The following is a 17,104-nucleotide window of genomic DNA, read 5'->3' as shown; positions in this document are numbered from 1 at the left end:
GGTTTGTTGATGGAAGCTAAGCTCTAAATGGGGAGTGAGTCTTATCTTCAATGAGGTGATGGATGGTTGAGTCACGGCAAAAAGTTACAAAACCGGAGCTGTACGAGAGACTGATCGATCGTCTGGGAATCGCCCTGGACGCGGCAAAAACCGCTGACCGGTTACGCGATGAGCGTCCGGTGGAACTGGAATTGCGTGGCTTGAGCCCCGCAGAGTTTGCACTGGTCAAGGCGTATCTCGATCGCAGTGAACGTGAGACACACGGATGCTTGTCAGAAGCAGTGAAGCAACTCGACGCACCACGTTCGGCCAAGATCATCTGGCTCAAGGACAAGGTTCCCGGCAGGGACGCGGTAAAGGTCCGGTCTTTGCAATTCAAGTAAGGACACTGGAAGCAATGTCTGATGTATTTGTGAAGCATATTCCTTCCGTATTTGTTGTCGCCTTGCGTCAACCCACTTAGGCTTCGGGCATCTTTTTGGAGATGCTCGATGCCTTTTCGATATTTCGTTAAACAACTCCTGTTACCGCCCGGCATTCTTTTGCTGCTGTTGGTGCTTGCCTGGTGGTTGCGACGCTCAAGACCGCGCCTTGCCGGGTTGTGCTTTGCGCTGGGCGTGGGCGGCTTCTGGCTGATGAGCTTGCCGGTGGTGGTGCAGTGGGGCGCCAAGGCGCTGGAGCGTGAAGCGCCGCTGGCTCGCGATGAATGGGCAACATTGGCGCAGCATGCCGACGCGATTGTAGTGCTGGGCGCGGGGCGTGAACGTGGCGATCTGGCCTGGGGCGACGACCAGCCGACGGGTGTGGCGCTGCAGCGCGAGCGGTATACGGCGCGGCTGGCCAAGGCGTCGGGCTTGCCGGTCCTGACCAGTGGCGGCCTGCATTACGACACGCCACCGACTGAAGCCCGGTTGATGGCCGACTCGTTGCAAGATGATTTCGGCGTCCCCGTGCGTTGGCAGGAAGGGCGCAGCCGCACGACCTGGGAGAACGCGCAGTTCAGCGCCGAGGTGTTGTTGCCGCAAGGGATCAAGCGCGTGGTCATCGTGACTCAGGCTTGGCACATGCCGCGAGCCGTCTGGAGTTTCAAAAAAGCGGGTTTTGAAGTGGTGCCAGCGCCGATGGGGTTTTTAGGCGTGGACAACGCCCGGCCACTGGGTGGCTGGATGCCGGAATTCAAATCGATCTGGCAAAGCGGGCAGCTGTTGAATGAGGCGGTGGGGCAGATCGGATATACCCTTTTTTACCGCTGACTCACTGTGGCGAGGGGGCTTGCCCCCGTTGGGCTGCGAAGCAGCCCCAAAACCAGCCAATGAGTTGTACCTGACACACCGCGTTGTCTGATTTTACGACCGCTGCGCGGCCGAACGGGGCGGTGCGGCGTTCCGACAAGCCCCCTCGCCACAAAAGCCCGCCAGTTTTAAACGGTTTTTGCCATCCGACTCGCCACCAGCGCCCAGCCAAACAACAGCACGCAAACAATGATCAGCGGCCACGAACGCCATTCCAGATAAGGCGTCAGGTTGTGCATGGGCACCACTTCACCGTACAAAATCCCACGCTCGAACTGAGGGATCTGCACAGTGATCTGACCGAACGGGTTGATCAAACCGGTCACGCCGTTGTTGGTGGCGCGGATCATCCAGCGACCAGCCTCCAGCGCGCGCATCTGCGCCATCTGTAAATGTTGCAGCGGGCCGATGGACGTGCCGAACCAGGTGTCATTACTGATGGTCAGCAGCAGTTCGCTACGCGCCGCAAGACTGGCGGCGAATTCCGGGTAAACCACTTCGTAGCAGATGAACGGCGCAATCTGATAGCCCTTGGCTTGCAGCATCGGCTGATCGGCGGGACCGCGGGCAAAGTCCGACATCGGCAGGTCGAAGAAGGCGATCAGCCCGCGCAGCACGTCCTGCAACGGAACATATTCGCCAAACGGCACCAGCTTCTGTTTGAGGTAAGTGCCATCGCCTTCGCCCACGACGGTGATGCCGTTGTAGAAACGCTTCTGGTGATGGACTTCCTCGCGAATCGGCACACCAGTAATCAGTGCGGACTTACGCTCTGCGGCGAAGCTTCCCATCATGTTCAGGTAGCCCTCGGCGGACTCCTTGAGCACCGGGATGGCCGTTTCCGGCCAGATCAGCAAGTCGACCCGTTTCGAACTGAAACTCATGTCGCGGTACAGCGCCAACTGCGCGTTGAGCTGCGCCGGGTCCCACTTCATGCTCTGTTCGATGTTGCCCTGAATCGCCGCGACACTCAGCGGAGCGCCCGCCGGGGTGGTCCAGGCGTGTTCCTTGAGCGCCATGCCGGCCACCCAAGGGCCGACCAGCAGCAACACACCCGCGGCGATGAAACCTTTGCGGCCGGTGCGCACCAGACGCAACGCGTTATAGATCAGCGCTGCCGTCAGGGCCAGGGTGAAGGAAATCAGCCACATCCCGCCGAGCGGTGCAAGCCCGGCCAACGGGCCGTCGAGCTGACTGTAACCGGAATAAAGCCAGGGAAAACCCGTCAGGAACCAGCCGCGAAAGGCTTCCTGACCGACCCACAACGCTGCAAACGCCAGGGCGTCGGCCAGCGGCGCTTCGTTGCGGCGCAGCCAGCGCGCCCAGATCCAGGCGGGCAGGGAGAAGAACCAGGCAATCGCCGCCGTGAAGATCAGCATCAGGAAGCCGGCCAGCAGCACCGAAGCGCCGCCGAAGTGGTGAATGCTGTAGTAGATCCAGCTGGTGCCCGCGCCAAACAGGCCGAAACCGAAACACCAGCCACGGCCCAGGGCCTGGCGTGGGTTCAGCTCGCGTAAGCCGGCATAGAAGAAACCGACCGCCAGCAATGCCAACGGCCAGATATCGAACGGCGCCAGGGCCAGGGTGGTGAGTGCACCGGCCGCCACGGCCAGCAGGTTACCGGGCCAGCCGGGGCGGGTTATCCAGCGCATTTCTATCCTTAGTTTTTACCGAGCAATAGGCGTCAGGCGAAGCAAGTGAATCCGACGGCTGTCGGCGTTCAGGATGCGGAAGCGATAAGGGCCGATTTCAGTGATTTCGTTGCGTTTTGGCAGGTGCCCGAACGCGCTCATCACCAGGCCGCCGACAGTGTCGAATTCGTCATCGGAGAATTGGCTGTCGAAAAACTCGTTGAAGTTCTCGATCGGCGTCAGGGCCTTGATCAGGAAGTCACCGCTGGGCAGCGGCTTGATGTAGCTGTCTTCTTCGACGTCATGCTCGTCTTCGATGTCGCCGACGATCTGCTCCAGCACGTCTTCGATGGTCACCAGGCCCGCCACACCGCCGTATTCGTCGATGACGATGGCCATGTGATTGTGGTTGGCGCGAAACTCGCGCAGCAGCACATTCAGGCGCTTGGACTCGGGCACGAAAGTGGCCGGGCGCAACAAGTCCTTGATGTTGAAGCTGTCGCCGTTCTCCTTGAGGATCAACGGCAGCAAGTCCTTGGCCAGCAACACGCCCATCACGTCATCGTGGCTTTCGCCGATCACCGGGTAGCGGGAGTGGGCCGAGTCGACCACGGCAGGCAGGAACTCGCGGGGTGTCTGGGTCGCCTTGATGCTGATCATCTGCGAGCGCGGGACCATGATGTCCCGTACTTGCAGGTCAGCAACCTGGATGGCGCCTTCGACGATGGCCAGCGCTTCGCTGTCCAGCAACTTGTTTTGGTGTGCGTCGCGCAGCAGCTCCAGCAGCTCCTGGCGGTTCTTCGGCTCGTGGGCAAAAGCCTGGGTGAGCTTACCCAGCCATGACTTTTGCCCGTTGCTCGATCGATCTTCGCTCATAGCGATTACTCTGAATCCTTTGTTGTAACGATAGGGGATGTGTCTGTTTCGTCGTCCGCATACGGGGCGGGATAGCCCAACTCTGCAAGCAACGTTCGTTCCAGTGCTTCCATTTCTTCGGCTTCATCGTCATCTATATGGTCGTAACCCAATAGATGCAAGCAGCCGTGAATGACCAGATGAGCCCAATGGGCCTTGAGTGCCTTGTCTTGTTCGGCTGCTTCGCGCTCGACCACCGCCACGCAGATCACCAGATCGCCCAGCAGCGGGATATCGAGAAACTCGTCGGGCACATCGGCAGGAAACGACAAGACGTTAGTGGCGTAATCCTTTTGCCGCCAGGTGTGGTTCAGCTCGCGACCTTCCGCTTCATCGACCAAACGGATGGTCATTTCGGAGTCGGCGGTGCGCTGGCGCAGCGCCAGTTCGCACCATTGGCGGAACTCGGCTTCGCTTGGGGCTGGCGCTTCGGTAGCCAGTTGCAGATCAAGCTCAAGCATCGTGGCGATTGTCCTTGGACGAGATCTTCGCCGGTTCGTCGGCCACGCGATTCTCGAAGCGTTCATAAGCTTCGACAATGCGCTGCACCAGTGGATGGCGCACGACGTCTTTGGGCATGAAATGGGTGAAGCTGATGCCCGGTACGTCCTTGAGTACTTCGATCACATGGTGCAGCCCGGATTTGGTGCCTTTCGGCAGGTCGACCTGGGTGATGTCACCGGTGATGACGGCGGTAGAGCCGAAGCCGATCCGGGTCAGGAACATCTTCATCTGTTCGACGGTGGTGTTCTGGCTTTCGTCGAGGATGATGAAACTGTTGTTCAAGGTGCGACCGCGCATGTAGGCCAGCGGTGCAACTTCGATCACCTGGCGCTCGATCAGCTTGGCGACGTATTCGAAGCCGAGCATTTCGTAGAGCGCATCGTAGAGCGGGCGCAGGTACGGGTCGATCTTCTGCGACAGGTCGCCGGGCAGGAAGCCGAGCTTTTCGCCCGCTTCAACCGCCGGACGCACCAGCAGGATGCGGCGAATCTGCTCGCGTTCCAGCGCATCTACCGCGCAGGCAACGGCCAGATAGGTCTTGCCGGTACCGGCCGGGCCGATGCCGAAGTTGATGTCGTTACCGAGGATTTCCTTCACGTAGCGCAACTGATTCAAGCCGCGAGGGCGAATCATGCCTTTTTTGGTGCGCAAGGCGACGGAAGGTTCGGAGGGGGAGACGTTGTCCAGCTCTTCGACGGCCGATTCCTGCAGGAACAGGTGAACCATGTCCGGCGACAGCTCGGTACCCTTGGTTTCCCGGTACAGGCGGCGCAGGAGGTTTTCCGCGGAGGTGGTGTGCTTGGGTTCGCCGATCAGTTCGAACTGGTCTCCGCGGTTGCGGATCTCGATATTCAGGCGCTGTTCGATCAAGCGCAGATGCTCGTCGAATTGCCCGCACAGATTGGCGAAGCGGCGAGCTTCAAAAGGCTCGAGGATAAAACGATGTGGTTCTATGGGTGCGTTCAAGGTCGTATTTAGCCGCCCTGGGGCAATTAAGATGAAATCAAGGATAACGCCAGAGGCCTGGGTGCGAAAGGTCTTATACAGACCAATGTTGAAACACGGGACCTGTAGGAGCAAAGCTTGCTCGCGATGACTGTCTGGCATTCAACGATATGAATCGTCTGACCTGGCGCCATCGCGAGCAAGCTTTGCTCCTACAGTGATGTGCGGTGTTATTGGATCAGCGAGCCCCGCAGTGAGTGCGGTTGTGCGGCGTCGATATGCACATCGGCGAACTGCCCAATCAACGTCGGATTGTCGCAGCGGAAATTGACGATGCGGTTATTCTCGGTCCGGCCTTGCAGTTCACCGGGGTCTTTTTTCGAATAATCGGTCACCAGAATCCGCTGAATGGAGCCCACCATTTGTCGGCTGATCTCGAAGCCTTGCTGGTTCAGGCGATGTTGCAGGGCGTTCAGGCGTTCTTTTTTCAGCGCTTCCGGCGTTTCGTCGGCCAGATCGGCAGCCGGAGTGCCCGGGCGCTGGCTATAGACGAACGAGTAGGAGAAGTCGAAACCGACGTCTTCGATCAGCTTCATGGTCTGTTCGAAGTCTTTTTCGGTCTCGCCCGGGAAACCAACGATGAAGTCAGAGCTGATGCAAATCCCCGGCACGGCAGCGCGCAGCTTGCGTAGTTTGGATTTGTATTCCAGCGCGGTGTGGTTGCGCTTCATCGCTGCCAGGATTCGGTCCGAGCCCGATTGCACCGGCAAGTGCAGGTGTTTGACCAGTTCCGGCACGTCGGCGTGGGCCTGGATCAGGCTGTCGGAGAACTCCAGCGGGTGTGAGGTGGTGTAGCGGATGCGGTCGATGCCATCCACGGCAGCGACGACGCGGATCAGTTCGGCCAGGTCAGCCAAACGGCCGTCATGAGTGGTCCCGCGATAGCCATTGACGTTCTGCCCCAGCAGGGTCACTTCGCGCACGCCGTTTTCGGCCAGGTGGATGATCTCGGCGATCACGTCATCGAACGGCCGGCTGACTTCTTCACCGCGGGTGTAAGGCACCACGCAGAAGGTGCAGTACTTGCTGCAGCCTTCCATGACCGACACATAAGCGCTGGGGCCATCGACGCGCGGCTCGGGCAAGTGGTCGAATTTTTCGATTTCCGGAAACGAGACGTCGACTTGCGGCAGCTTGGTAGCGCGGGCGGCGTCGATCATTTCCGGCAGGCGGTGCAGGGTCTGCGGACCGAAGACCACGTCCACGTAAGGGGCGCGATCGCGAATGGCTGCGCCTTCCTGGCTGGCCACACAGCCGCCAACGGCAATCACCATGTCCGGGTTGGCCAGTTTCAATTCGCGCCAGCGGCCGAGCTGGGAATACACCCGGTCTTGGGCGCGTTCACGGATTGAGCAGGTGTTGAGCAGGATCACGTCGGCATCTTCAGCGCGAGCGGTGACTTCCAGGGCCTGATGTTCGCCCAGCAGATCGACCATGCGCGAGCTGTCGTACTCGTTCATCTGGCAACCGTGGGTTTCGATGTAAAGCTTCTTGGCCATGGACCCCAGTCTCACGTGATTCAAAGAACCGCGCATTATAGGGAACATGTTCCAAGGTTCCTACCGTTGCGCGTCCGGCGGCTATGCTATAGTTCGCGCCCTCATTTTTATCCCCGATGTGTTGCTCGCCCACCATGACCAAACGTGAAGCTCCAATCTACAAGGTGATTTTCCTCAACCAGGGCCAGGTGTACGAAATGTATGCCAAGCAGATCTATCAAAGTGATCTGTGGGGCTTCCTGGAAGTGGAAGAGTTCGTCTTTGGCGAGCGCACGCAAGTGGTCGTCGATCCGAGCGAAGAAAAGCTCAAGGCTCAATTCGAAGGCGTTGTGCGCAGCTTTGTGCCGATGCATTCGATCGTGCGGATCGACGAGGTCGAGCGCCTCGGCACGCCGAAAATCAGCGAAGCCCGCGGCGCGGTCGGCAATGTCATGCCGTTTCCGATGCCGATGCCTGAGAAGTAAGAGTTAGACCGAGTCGCCCCAATCGCGAGCAGGCTCGCTCCCACAATGGATCGTCTGTGAACACAATATTTGTGTAGGCCAGAGATCAACTGTGGGAGCGAGCCTGCTCGCGATTGGGGCAGTCAGAACAACACAGAAATCAGGGCAGTGGCGAGAACGGCGTACGCCCATCGGCGCTTTGCAATTCCATCAAGTACTTGCGGAAGATTTGCCCTAGCACCTGGGTAGCGACTTCCAGTTCTTCGCGGGGCATTTTCTCGGCGACTTCGTCGGCGGTGTCCAACGCTTCTTCAGCGCCATTGACCGCCGCCATTTTCAGCACGATATACGCCTGAACGTTATTGGCCGGTACGCCTTCGCCGTGGAAGAACATGGTGCCGAGTTTGAATTGCGCCTGAGCATGGCCTTGCAGCGAGGCCTTTTCGAAGTAGCTCAGGGCTTTTTTGAGGTCGCGCGGCGTGTTTTTGCCGTCGTAGTAGAACTCACCCAACTCGTATTGCGCTTGCGCATCCCCTTCATCCGACGCTTTCTGGCAGGCGGCGAGCGCCTGTGCCAGGTCTTGCGGCTGAGTATTGAGGGTGCAACGACCCATCGCTGGGATTAACAACGAGTTGCCGCCTGCTTGTGCGAGCGCGAGCAGGGGCTGAAGGAGCAACAGGCAGCCCAGTGCAAGGGCGCGGCCGGTGCGGTTCATGGGAATCGACTTACCTCTGAGGGGCGCGCGGACCCATCGAGGGATCCAATAAGCGCGCATTATGAAATAAGCAGGGCCAACCTTACAAAGTCTTTACTCGTTTTTCTGCTGCGCGGGGAATATATCGGCCACTTTGCTGGGTATTTGAGCAGAAGCGAAGGAATAAGGGCGGGAATGCAGGTGAAAGCTGACGCTGGCAACCGCCAACGTCAGCGGCACAGCGTTATTTCAATGCAGCAAATGCGCGCTCGGCGGCATCCAGCGTCAGTTTCAGCTCGGTTTCGCCGTGGGCGATCGAAGTGAAGCCGGCTTCGAAGGCGCTCGGCGCCAGGTACACGCCGCCTTCGAGCATCAGGTGGAAGAAGCGCCCGAACAGGGCGGCGTCGCTGGCCATCACGTCATCGAAGGTCACGATGTCGTCGGCGCCGCTGAAGTACAGACCGAACATGCCGCCGGCCTGGGTGGTCACGAATGGAATGCCCGCGGCATCCGCGCGTTGTTGCAGGCCGTCGAGCAGGCGACTGGTGTAGTCAGTCAACTCTGCGTGGAAGCCCGGGCGGCTGATCAGGCGCAGGGTCGTCAGGCCGGCAGCCATGGCCAACGGGTTGCCCGACAAGGTACCCGCCTGATAGACCGGGCCCAATGGTGCGATGTGCGACATGATTTCGCGCTTGCCGCCGAAGCAGCCAACCGGCATGCCGCCACCGATGATTTTGCCGAAGGTGGTCAGGTCTGGTGTCACGCCGTAGTGGGCTTGTGCACCGCCGAGGGCAACGCGGAAACCGGTCATCACTTCGTCGAAAATCAGCACCACGCCATGCTTGTCGCACAGGGTTCGCAGGCCTTCGAGGAAACCTGGCGCCGGCGGTACGCAGTTCATGTTGCCAGCCACTGGCTCGACGATGATGCAGGCCACTTCCTGGCCGACTTCGGCGAGCATGGTTGCTACGGCGTCGATGTCGTTGAACGGCAGGGTCAGGGTGTGTTTGGCGAAGGCCGCCGGCACACCGGCCGAGCTCGGCACGCCTTGGGTCAGGGCGCCAGAGCCGGCCTTGACCAGCAGACTGTCGGAGTGACCGTGGTAGCAGCCTTCGAACTTGATGATGCTGTCGCGGCCGGTGAAACCACGGGCCAGACGGATAGCACTCATGGTCGCTTCGGTACCGGAGCTGACCATGCGCACCATTTCCATCGACGGCACGATCGAGCAGACCAGATCAGCCATCTGGGTTTCCATCTCGGTCGGCGCGCCGTAGGACAATCCGTGCTCAAGCTGTTTGCGCACGGCGTCCAGCACGTCCGGGTGGCTGTGGCCGAGAATCATCGGCCCCCAGGAACCGACGTAATCCACATAACGCTTGTTGTCTTCGTCGGTGACGTAGGCGCCTTCCGCGTGTTTGAAGAACAACGGCGTGCCGCCCACGCTTTTGAATGCGCGAACAGGCGAGTTCACGCCACCGGGAATGTGTTTCTGGGCATTGGCAAACAGCGTTTCGGAACGAGACATGATCGGGCTCTCAAATCAGATTTTTAGTAATTCATTGAATGCGCGGGCGCGGCGTGTCACTTCAGCCGTGCTCTCGGCGCCAAACAGGCCGTGGACCACCGCCAGCAGATCGACCCCGTGGGCCACCAGCGGGGCGGCGTTTTCCAGGGTGATGCCGCCAATCGCGCAGATCGGCAGGTGCAGTTTGCTGCGGGCCTGGTCGAGCAGTTCGAGGCTGCAGGTCGGTGCGCCGGGTTTGGTGTTGGAGTTGAAGAAGCGGCCGAAGGCGACGTAACTGGCACCTTCCTTGGCCGCTTGCTCGGCGAGTTCGAGTTGCGCGTGGCAGGTTGAACCGATGATCGCCTGGCGACCGAGCAATGCGCGGGCCGGGGTCAGCGGGCCATCGGTCTGGCCCAGGTGCACGCCGACGTTCAGGCGTGCAGCGAGTTCGGCATCGTCATTGATGATCAGCTGGGTCTTGTAGCGTTCGCACAGATCGCGCAGGGCTTGGGCCTCGCGCAGGCGGCGGGCCTCGTCGCTGCTCTTGTCGCGGTATTGCAGCAGGGTGACGCCGCCTTCCAGCGCCGCCTCCACGTACGAAAGAAATTTACCGGCCAGCAGTTGGCTATCGGTAATGGCGTACAGGCCACGTAGCTTCATCGGGCAATCCTTTTTGCTTTACGCATGGACAGTTACGAACAGAAATCCAGCGGCAGGCGGCGCGGTACGAACTGGCCTTTGCCCAACTGCTCCGCATCACGCAGGGTGCGCCACGTGTAGTTAAGCGCGGTCTGCACGGCACTGGCGAGATTTTCGCCGAGGGCCAGACGACCGGCGAGGGCACTGGCCAGCGTGCATCCGGAACCGTGATAGCTGCCGGGCAAGCGCTGGCAGGTGAAGGTTTCGCGGTGACCGTCGCGGCTGTACAGGCGATTGTGGATTTCGTGTTCATCGCCATGGCCGCCAGTGATCAGCAGGTGTTTGACGAATGGCAGGAGTTTTTCAGCGCACTCGTCCGCGGTGCCTTCGGGCAGTTCGGCGAGGATGCGGGCTTCGGGAAGGTTTGGGGTGGCGATGATCGACAGAGGCAGCAGGCGCTCGCGCATGGCGTAGCCGACTTCGTCCTTGCCCAGGCGTCCGCCGCCACCGGCGCGCAGTACCGGGTCGCAGACCACCGGCAAATGCGGGTGCGCTGATAACAGTTCGACGACGGTGTCGACCATTTCCAGGGAACCGAGCATGCCCAGTTTCACCGCCGCGACCGTCGAATCGTTGAGCACGGCATTGGCCTGGGCCAACACCCACTCACGGTCGAGGACGCGGAAGTCAGTGACGTTGACCGTGTCTTGCACGGTCAGGGCGGTGACGGCCGGGGCCGCATGACAACCCTGAGCGAGCAGGGCTTCGATATCTGCCTGCAAGCCGGCGCCACCACTTGGGTCGTGGCCGGAGAGACAGAGGACAACGGGGCGAGAGCTGTAGATATTCATGGTGCGCGAGCTTACCACCAGTCGACCAGCGAGTCATGACACGGACTTTGTAGCAGCTGGCGAAGTCTGCGTCCGGCTGCTACACGGAGTGGGCATTGTCACAATCTGACCGGCGAAACAGCTCTAGCCCAATGCAATGAGCTGGAACGCCCGTGCTAGAGCCTTTGTAGGAAAAATTTCAATGGTGTTCAATGGCCACCAACGGCTATGCTAGAGTGGATCCAAACCAATAACAGGTAATACCGGTTTTACGTCTACTCAAAAGGAATGAGGGGCTTCCTGAGATAACCGGACAGGCCACGCTGGGGCTTAAATGCGCTATTTGCTGATGTTGCTGTTGTGCTTGCCCCTCATGGCGAGTGCAGTCGAATTCGACGAATTCACTCAAAGCCTTCCCCTGGGCCGAACCTTGCAAGTGTTCGAAGACGCGGGCGGTCAGGCGACCATCGACGATGTCCGTGCGCAGGCCGCGGCTGGAAACTTCAAGCCCCACGATAAAGCCACCCTCAACGCCGGTTACTCGCGTTCAGTGTTCTGGCTGAAAATCGACCTGCATTACCACCCCAACAACCCCGCGGTGCAACGCACCTGGTTGCTCGAACTGGCCTATCCGCCCCTTGATCACATTGATCTCTATTTGCCCGATGCGGCCGGTGGCTATCAACTGGCGCGTCAGACCGGCGATGCCTTGCCGTTCGACAGTCGCGAGATCCGCCAGAACAATTATTTGTTCGATCTGAACTTCACCGCTGATCAAGCGCAAACCCTGTACCTGCGCCTGCAAAGTGAAGGGTCGATCCAGGCGCCGGTCACCCTATGGTCGAGCACGGCCTACCTGGAAGAGCAACCGATCCGACTGTATGTGCTGGGGCTGATCTACGGCGTATTGCTGGGGATGCTGGTGTACAACCTGTTCATCTATCTCAGCGTGCGCGATACCAGCTACCTCTACTACATCTTCTATATCGCCTCGTTCGGTTTGTATCAGCTGTCCGTGAACGGCGCGGCCGTGGAGTATTTCTGGCCGAACAATCCTTGGTGGGCCAACGCGGCGACGCCTTTTTTCATCGGTTGCGCAGGCCTGTTCGGCAGCCAGTTCGCGCGCAGTTTCTTGCAGACGGCAACCCATGGTCGTTGGCTCGACCGCTTGCTGATGGCGTTGATTACGTTTAGCGCAGTGGTGGTCGGGTTGTCGTTGATGACCAGTTACGCCCTGGCCCTGCGCCTGGCGACGGCGCTGGCACTGATCTTCACCGTCGTGATTTTTGCCGCAGGGATTTTCGCCTGGCTGCGTGGCCTGCGAGTGGCGCGTTATTTCATCATTGCCTGGTCGGCGTTTTTACTCGGCGGCATCGTCAATACCCTGATGGTGCTGGGTTACCTGCCAAACGTGTTCCTGACCATGTATTCCAGCCAGATCGGCTCGGCGATTGAAGTGGCGCTGCTGTCCCTGGCGCTGGCCGATCGTATTAATTCCATGCGCGAGCAACAGGCGCAGACCCTGTTCGATGCCGGTCAAACGCTTGAAGTGCTCAACCAGCAACTGGCTCGCAGTAACAAGCTCAAGGACGAATTCCTCGCCACCCTGACCCACGAACTGCGCACGCCCATGAACGGTGTGATCGGTTCGCTTGAGCTGATGCAGACCGTCGAGATGGACCCGGAGCTGGAGCAATATCAGCAAACGGCCGCCGGTTCCGCGCGAGACATGATGCGCATGGTCAACGGCATCCTCACCCTGACCGAGTTGCAGGCCGGCAAGCTCAAGACCTATCCGGCGGTTTTCAGTTTGCGCGGCGTGGTCGAGGCTTTGCGCCTGCAGTTCGAGGGCAACGCGCTGAGCAAGTCGCTGGACTTCAAAGTCGAGGTCACGCCGGGACTGCCGGATCGCTTGCACGGCGACAGCGCCAAGTTGGCGCAATGCCTGGAATGCCTGCTGGATAACGCGATCAAGTTCACGCGGATCGGCGGACTGGCGTTGCGGGTGACGGGCAAACCCGTGGCGCCCGACCGACTGGCGCTGTCCTTTGCGGTGATCGATACCGGCATCGGCTTCACCGATCTGGGGGAGGCGACACTGTATCAGCGGTTCTTCCAACTCGATGGCTCGATGACCCGTGAGTACGGCGGTCTGGGCGTCGGCCTGGCGATCTGTCGGCAACTGGTCGAACTGCTCGGTGGAAAACTGACCCACCGCTCCGAGCCTGGTCGTGGCAGCCGCTTCCAGCTCGACGTCGAGTTCGAACTGCCCGTGGTGGAGCGGCCGCCAGTGCCCTTGATGAACCGGGAGTTTCCTCGCCTGCGACTGCCTCAGGACTGCACCGTACTGCTGGTTGATGACAACAGCATCAATCAGTTGGTGATGCGCGGCATGTTGCTCAAACTTGGGTTCCGGGTGCGCTCCGCCGACAACGGGGATGCCGCGATCGATCACTTGCAGCGCGAAACCTTCGATGCGGTATTGCTCGACTGCCAGCTTCCACCGCTGGACGGCACTTCCCTCTGTTGCCAGATCCGCGCGTTGCCAGGCTGCGCCGAACTGCCGGTGTTCGTGATTGCCTTGAGCATTGATCGGGAGCGCTGCCCGACCGGTGCCTTGATCGATTATCTGAATAAACCGGTGAAATTCGAGGACCTGCAGGCAGCGCTCTATCGCCGGGTACTGTGTCCAAGACAGGGTGAAAGCGCCGGCAGTTAGGCAGATATGACACTTTGTTCGGCCGGGGGGCGGTGCTTAACTGAAGTTCCTTGGCTGACCAAAGGAGCCCCGTCATGAACCTGCATCAGTTCGCCGAAACCCACGAAGTCACCAACCAGCCACCGTCGCTGGATGGCGCCAACCTGTATCGCATCGACCTGCCGTTGCAGGAGTGGTCGCGGCGTTTCGGTGCCGGCTGGGCCGAGTCGCGGATCGACGCTTACGGCGCCCTGGCCGGCGGGCCGCTGATGGAAGCGGGGTTCCTGGCCAATCAGAACAAGCCGGTTTTCAGCAGCCATGACCGTTACGGCCATCGCATCGACCTGGTGGAATTTCACCCGGCGTATCACGAGTTGATGCGCACGGCGATCGAGCACGGTTTGACGTCGTTGCCCTGGGCACATCCGCAGTCCGGCGCCCACGTCGCCCGTGCTTCCATGACCTACCTGCACAGCCAGGCCGAAGCCGGTAGTGGTTGCCCGCTGACCATGACCTTCGCCAGCGTCCCGGCGATGCGCCTGCAAGCGGATCTGGCGGAGCAATGGCTGCCGAAAATCCTCTCTACCGAATACGACCCGCGCAACGTCGGTATGGCCCACAAGGCCGGGGTTACCATCGGCATGGCGATGACCGAGAAACAGGGCGGCACCGACGTGCGGGCCAACACCACCAAGGCTTTTCCGGTCGGTGCCAGTGGTCCGGGCCAGGCGTATGAACTGGTGGGCCACAAGTGGTTCTGTTCGGCGCCGATGTGCGATGCCTTCCTCACCCTGGCTCAGACTGACAAGGGCTTGACCTGTTTCCTGCTGCCGCGCCATCGCCCGGACGACACGCGCAATCAGTTCTACATACAGCGCCTGAAGAACAAACTCGGCAATTGCTCCAACGCGTCCAGCGAAGTGGAGTTCCGTGGTGCGCTGGCGTGGATGGTCGGCGAGGAGGGACGGGGCGTTCCGACCATCATCGAAATGGTCGCCATGACCCGCTTCGATTGCATGGTCGGCTCCAGTTCGCTGATGCGCCAGGCCCTGACCCAGGCCAGCCATCACTGCGCTCACCGCAAGGTCGGCGGCAAATGGCTCAGCGAACAACCCTTGATGCAGAACGTACTGGCCGACCTGGCCCTGGAAAGCGAAGCCGCCCTGGCCTTGAGCCTGCGCATGGGCCGGGCGCTGGATCATCTGGATGACGAGCACGAAGCCAAGTTCGCCCGGCTGGTCACGGCGGTAGGCAAGTACTGGATCTGCAAACGCGCGCCCGGGATGATCAACGAAGCCGCCGAATGCATGGGCGGCGCCGGTTATGTCGAAGACAGCATCCTGCCGCGGTTGTACCGTGAGGCGCCGGTCAATTCGACGTGGGAAGGTTCCGGCAACGTGCAATGCCTCGACGTATTGCGAGCGTTGTCCAAGGAACCGGGTGTGCTCGACGTACTGTTCAGCGAGTTGGGCGATGGTCATGGCGACAAGCGCCTGGCTGCACACATCACTCAATTGCAGGCAGCGTTCAAGGACACCGGCGACATTCAATATCGTGCGCGGCAGCTCACCGAAGACATCGCCTTGGGTCTTCAGGCCAGGCTGTTGCTGGAGGCGGGCAACGCCGCCGTCAGTGACGCTTTCATTGCCAGCCGGCTCGGTTCTGCCGGTCGGGTGTATGGCGCGTTGCCACGAGGGGTGGAGGTGGAAGCGATTGTCGCCCGGTCGACGCCTCAGGGATTTTGACCACGCTCGCGTGAACGACACTCAACCAATGTGGGAGCGGGCTTGCTCGCGAAAGCGTTTCAACATTCAACCGCTATGTTGGCTGACAGTCCGCCTTCGCGAGCAAGCCCGCTCCCACATTGGATCTAGGGTGGACTTGGCATTTGTATAGCAACCGCTGTTCCCGTGAAGCGACGATGCAGGCAAGATGAAGGCCTGCAAGTCAGAACACAGGATGCTGATCGTGACCGAAGCTTTTATTGTCGTTCAAACCGCCGAGCAAGCCGTGGACCGGCTTGCGCTCTTGCACAATCGTGCAACCACCGCGCTGAACCAGGCGCTCAAGCGTTACCTCAAGGATCGAGTCGAACCGGACGCCGAACAGCGTGCGATGTTTCGTTATCCCGAACTGCGTCTGACCTACCTTTGCCAGGGCGAAGTCCCACAGACCACTCGCGCCTACGCCAAGGTTCAACTGCCGGGGACTTACAGCGTCACCGTCACTCATCCCGCCGCCTTCCGTAAATATCTGCTGGAACAGCTGGTGCCACTGATGCACGACTTCACCGTGACGGTAGAAGTCGGCATCAGTCAGCAAAACATTCCTTATCCGTACGTGGTCGAGCAGGGCGATGAACTGGCCGGCTCCGGCGTTACCGCTGCCGTGCTGGCGCGGGTGTTCCCGAGTACGGATTTGTCTGCCGCGACCGATGGCATCGCCGACGGTTTGTACGATTGGGAAAACACCGACCCGCTGCCGTTGGCCTTGTTCGACGCCGCGCGGGTGGATTTCTCCCTGCGCCGGCTGGTGCATTACACCGGCAGCGACTGGCGTCATGTGCAGCCATGGATTCTGCTGACCAACTACCACCGCTACGTTGACCAGTTCATCGTCCATGGCCTGGAACAGTTGCGCAGCGATCCGCGTTTCGTGCGCATGGTCTTGCCGGGCAACGTGATCATCGAAAAGAGCATGGACCACGGCGAAGCCTCGGCGATTGCCGCCGGTGTGGTCTGGCACCGCTATCAGATGCCGGCCTATCACCTGATCGCCAGCGACGGCCACGGCGTGACCCTGGTGAACATCGGCGTCGGCCCGTCCAACGCCAAGAACATCACCGACCACCTGGCGGTGCTGCGTCCGCATTGCTGGCTGATGATCGGCCACTGCGGCGGCTTGCGTCAGTCGCAGACGATTGGCGATTACGTGCTGGCGCACGCTTACATGCGTCGCGACGGGATTCTCGACCGGGTCGTGCCGCCGAATATTCCGATTCCGGCCTTGGCCGAAGTGCAAATGGCGTTGCAGCAAGCGGCGGCCAATATCACCGGTGAGAAGGGCGACGAACTGAAAAAACGCCTGCGCACCGGCACCGTACTGACCTACGACGACCGTAACTGGGAATTGCGCTGGGCTCAGGAACGTCCGCTGATCAACCTGTCTCGCGCCGTGGCGGTGGACATGGAGAGCGGCACCATCGCGGCCCAAGGTTATCGCTTGCGGGTTCCGTACGGCACGTTGCTCTGTGTGTCGGACAAACCGTTGCACAGCGAAATCAAACTGCCGGGTTCGGCCAACGCCTTCTATGAGCGCGCGGTCAGCCAGCATTTGAAGATCGGCATCGAGGCGGTGGATTTGTTGCGCACCGAACTCAACTCGCTGCACTCGCGCAAACTGCGCAGCTTCGACGAGCCGCCGTTCCGCTGATTGTTCTCATGGTTA

15 protein-coding genes are annotated in these 17,104 nt (G+C 60.2%); 6 read left to right on the top strand and 9 right to left on the bottom strand.

Annotated elements, in window-relative coordinates:
• The first annotated feature begins 62 nt into the window (after positions 1–62).
• Together DFS28_RS19960 and DFS28_RS19955 are read left to right on the top strand one after the other, a co-directional pair.
• Positions 63–383, top strand: coding sequence for a hypothetical protein (locus DFS28_RS19960; protein WP_111451162.1), 321 nt, complete (start codon positions 63–65; stop codon positions 381–383).
• Between the two features lie 108 nt (positions 384–491).
• A complete protein-coding gene (locus DFS28_RS19955; RefSeq protein WP_111451161.1) occupies positions 492–1,253 on the top strand; it encodes a YdcF family protein in 762 nt (253 codons plus the stop codon).
• Positions 1,254–1,420: 167 nt separating this feature from the next.
• Here DFS28_RS19955 and lnt read toward each other — a convergent pair whose 3' ends face one another.
• From lnt to miaB, 5 genes are all read right to left on the bottom strand, one after another.
• The gene (gene lnt / locus DFS28_RS19950; protein ID WP_111451160.1) at positions 1,421–2,944 is read right to left on the bottom strand and encodes an apolipoprotein N-acyltransferase; all 1,524 of its coding nucleotides are present in this window, start codon (positions 2,942–2,944) and stop codon (positions 1,421–1,423) included.
• Positions 2,945–2,959: 15 nt separating this feature from the next.
• Positions 2,960–3,799 (bottom strand): HlyC/CorC family transporter, encoded by an 840-nt coding sequence (locus DFS28_RS19945; protein WP_008152854.1) that lies wholly within the window; start codon positions 3,797–3,799, stop codon positions 2,960–2,962.
• 5 nt (positions 3,800–3,804) lie between these two features.
• Positions 3,805–4,299: an rRNA maturation RNase YbeY gene (ybeY, locus tag DFS28_RS19940; protein WP_111451159.1), complete on the bottom strand. Its 495-nt coding sequence runs from the start codon at positions 4,297–4,299 to the stop codon at positions 3,805–3,807.
• Entirely contained in the window at positions 4,292–5,308 is a 1,017-nt protein-coding gene (locus DFS28_RS19935) for a PhoH family protein (RefSeq protein ID WP_111451241.1), read from the bottom strand. Before DFS28_RS19935 ends, ybeY begins: the two co-directional genes overlap by 8 nt.
• Before the next feature lie 209 nt (positions 5,309–5,517).
• On the bottom strand, positions 5,518–6,846 hold the full coding sequence (miaB, locus tag DFS28_RS19930; protein WP_165934008.1) for a tRNA (N6-isopentenyl adenosine(37)-C2)-methylthiotransferase MiaB: 1,329 nt from the start codon (positions 6,844–6,846) through the stop codon (positions 5,518–5,520).
• A 134-nt stretch (positions 6,847–6,980) separates the two neighbouring features.
• Between miaB and DFS28_RS19925 the strand changes: the two genes are divergently transcribed.
• Positions 6,981–7,310 carry a DUF1820 family protein gene (locus DFS28_RS19925; protein WP_007894425.1) on the top strand — a complete coding sequence of 110 codons (330 nt, stop codon included), beginning with the start codon at positions 6,981–6,983 and terminating at the stop codon, positions 7,308–7,310.
• Positions 7,311–7,449: 139 nt separating this feature from the next.
• Here DFS28_RS19925 and DFS28_RS19920 read toward each other — a convergent pair whose 3' ends face one another.
• From DFS28_RS19920 to DFS28_RS19905, 4 genes are all read right to left on the bottom strand, one after another.
• Positions 7,450–8,004, bottom strand: a complete 555-nt coding sequence (locus DFS28_RS19920; RefSeq protein WP_111451157.1) for a tetratricopeptide repeat protein — start codon at positions 8,002–8,004, stop codon at positions 7,450–7,452.
• 223 nt (positions 8,005–8,227) lie between these two features.
• Positions 8,228–9,511: a glutamate-1-semialdehyde 2,1-aminomutase gene (gene hemL / locus DFS28_RS19915; RefSeq protein WP_111451156.1), complete on the bottom strand. Its 1,284-nt coding sequence runs from the start codon at positions 9,509–9,511 to the stop codon at positions 8,228–8,230.
• A 15-nt stretch (positions 9,512–9,526) separates the two neighbouring features.
• Positions 9,527–10,150, bottom strand: a complete 624-nt coding sequence (gene thiE / locus DFS28_RS19910; RefSeq protein WP_008152866.1) for a thiamine phosphate synthase — start codon at positions 10,148–10,150, stop codon at positions 9,527–9,529.
• 32 nt (positions 10,151–10,182) lie between these two features.
• Positions 10,183–10,980, bottom strand: coding sequence for a hydroxymethylpyrimidine/phosphomethylpyrimidine kinase (locus tag DFS28_RS19905; RefSeq protein WP_008152868.1), 798 nt, complete (start codon positions 10,978–10,980; stop codon positions 10,183–10,185).
• Between the two features lie 313 nt (positions 10,981–11,293).
• Between DFS28_RS19905 and DFS28_RS19900 the strand changes: the two genes are divergently transcribed.
• The 3 genes from DFS28_RS19900 (at position 11,294) to amn (ending at position 17,089) form a co-directional block, all read left to right on the top strand.
• On the top strand, positions 11,294–13,678 hold the full coding sequence (locus DFS28_RS19900; RefSeq protein WP_111451155.1) for a hybrid sensor histidine kinase/response regulator: 2,385 nt from the start codon (positions 11,294–11,296) through the stop codon (positions 13,676–13,678).
• Positions 13,679–13,752: 74 nt separating this feature from the next.
• Positions 13,753–15,402 (top strand): acyl-CoA dehydrogenase family protein, encoded by a 1,650-nt coding sequence (locus DFS28_RS19895; RefSeq protein ID WP_111451154.1) that lies wholly within the window; start codon positions 13,753–13,755, stop codon positions 15,400–15,402.
• A gap of 187 nt (positions 15,403–15,589) precedes the next feature.
• A complete protein-coding gene (amn, locus tag DFS28_RS19890) occupies positions 15,590–17,089 on the top strand; it encodes an AMP nucleosidase (RefSeq protein ID WP_178082220.1) in 1,500 nt (499 codons plus the stop codon).
• Positions 17,090–17,104: the final 15 nt, after the last annotated feature.

The sequence above is a fragment of the Pseudomonas sp. 478 genome (assembly GCF_003254125.1).
Taxonomy (GTDB): domain Bacteria; phylum Pseudomonadota; class Gammaproteobacteria; order Pseudomonadales; family Pseudomonadaceae; genus Aquipseudomonas.
Note: the sequence above shows the minus strand (reverse complement) of the source record. Positions and strands in the feature narration are given on the sequence as shown.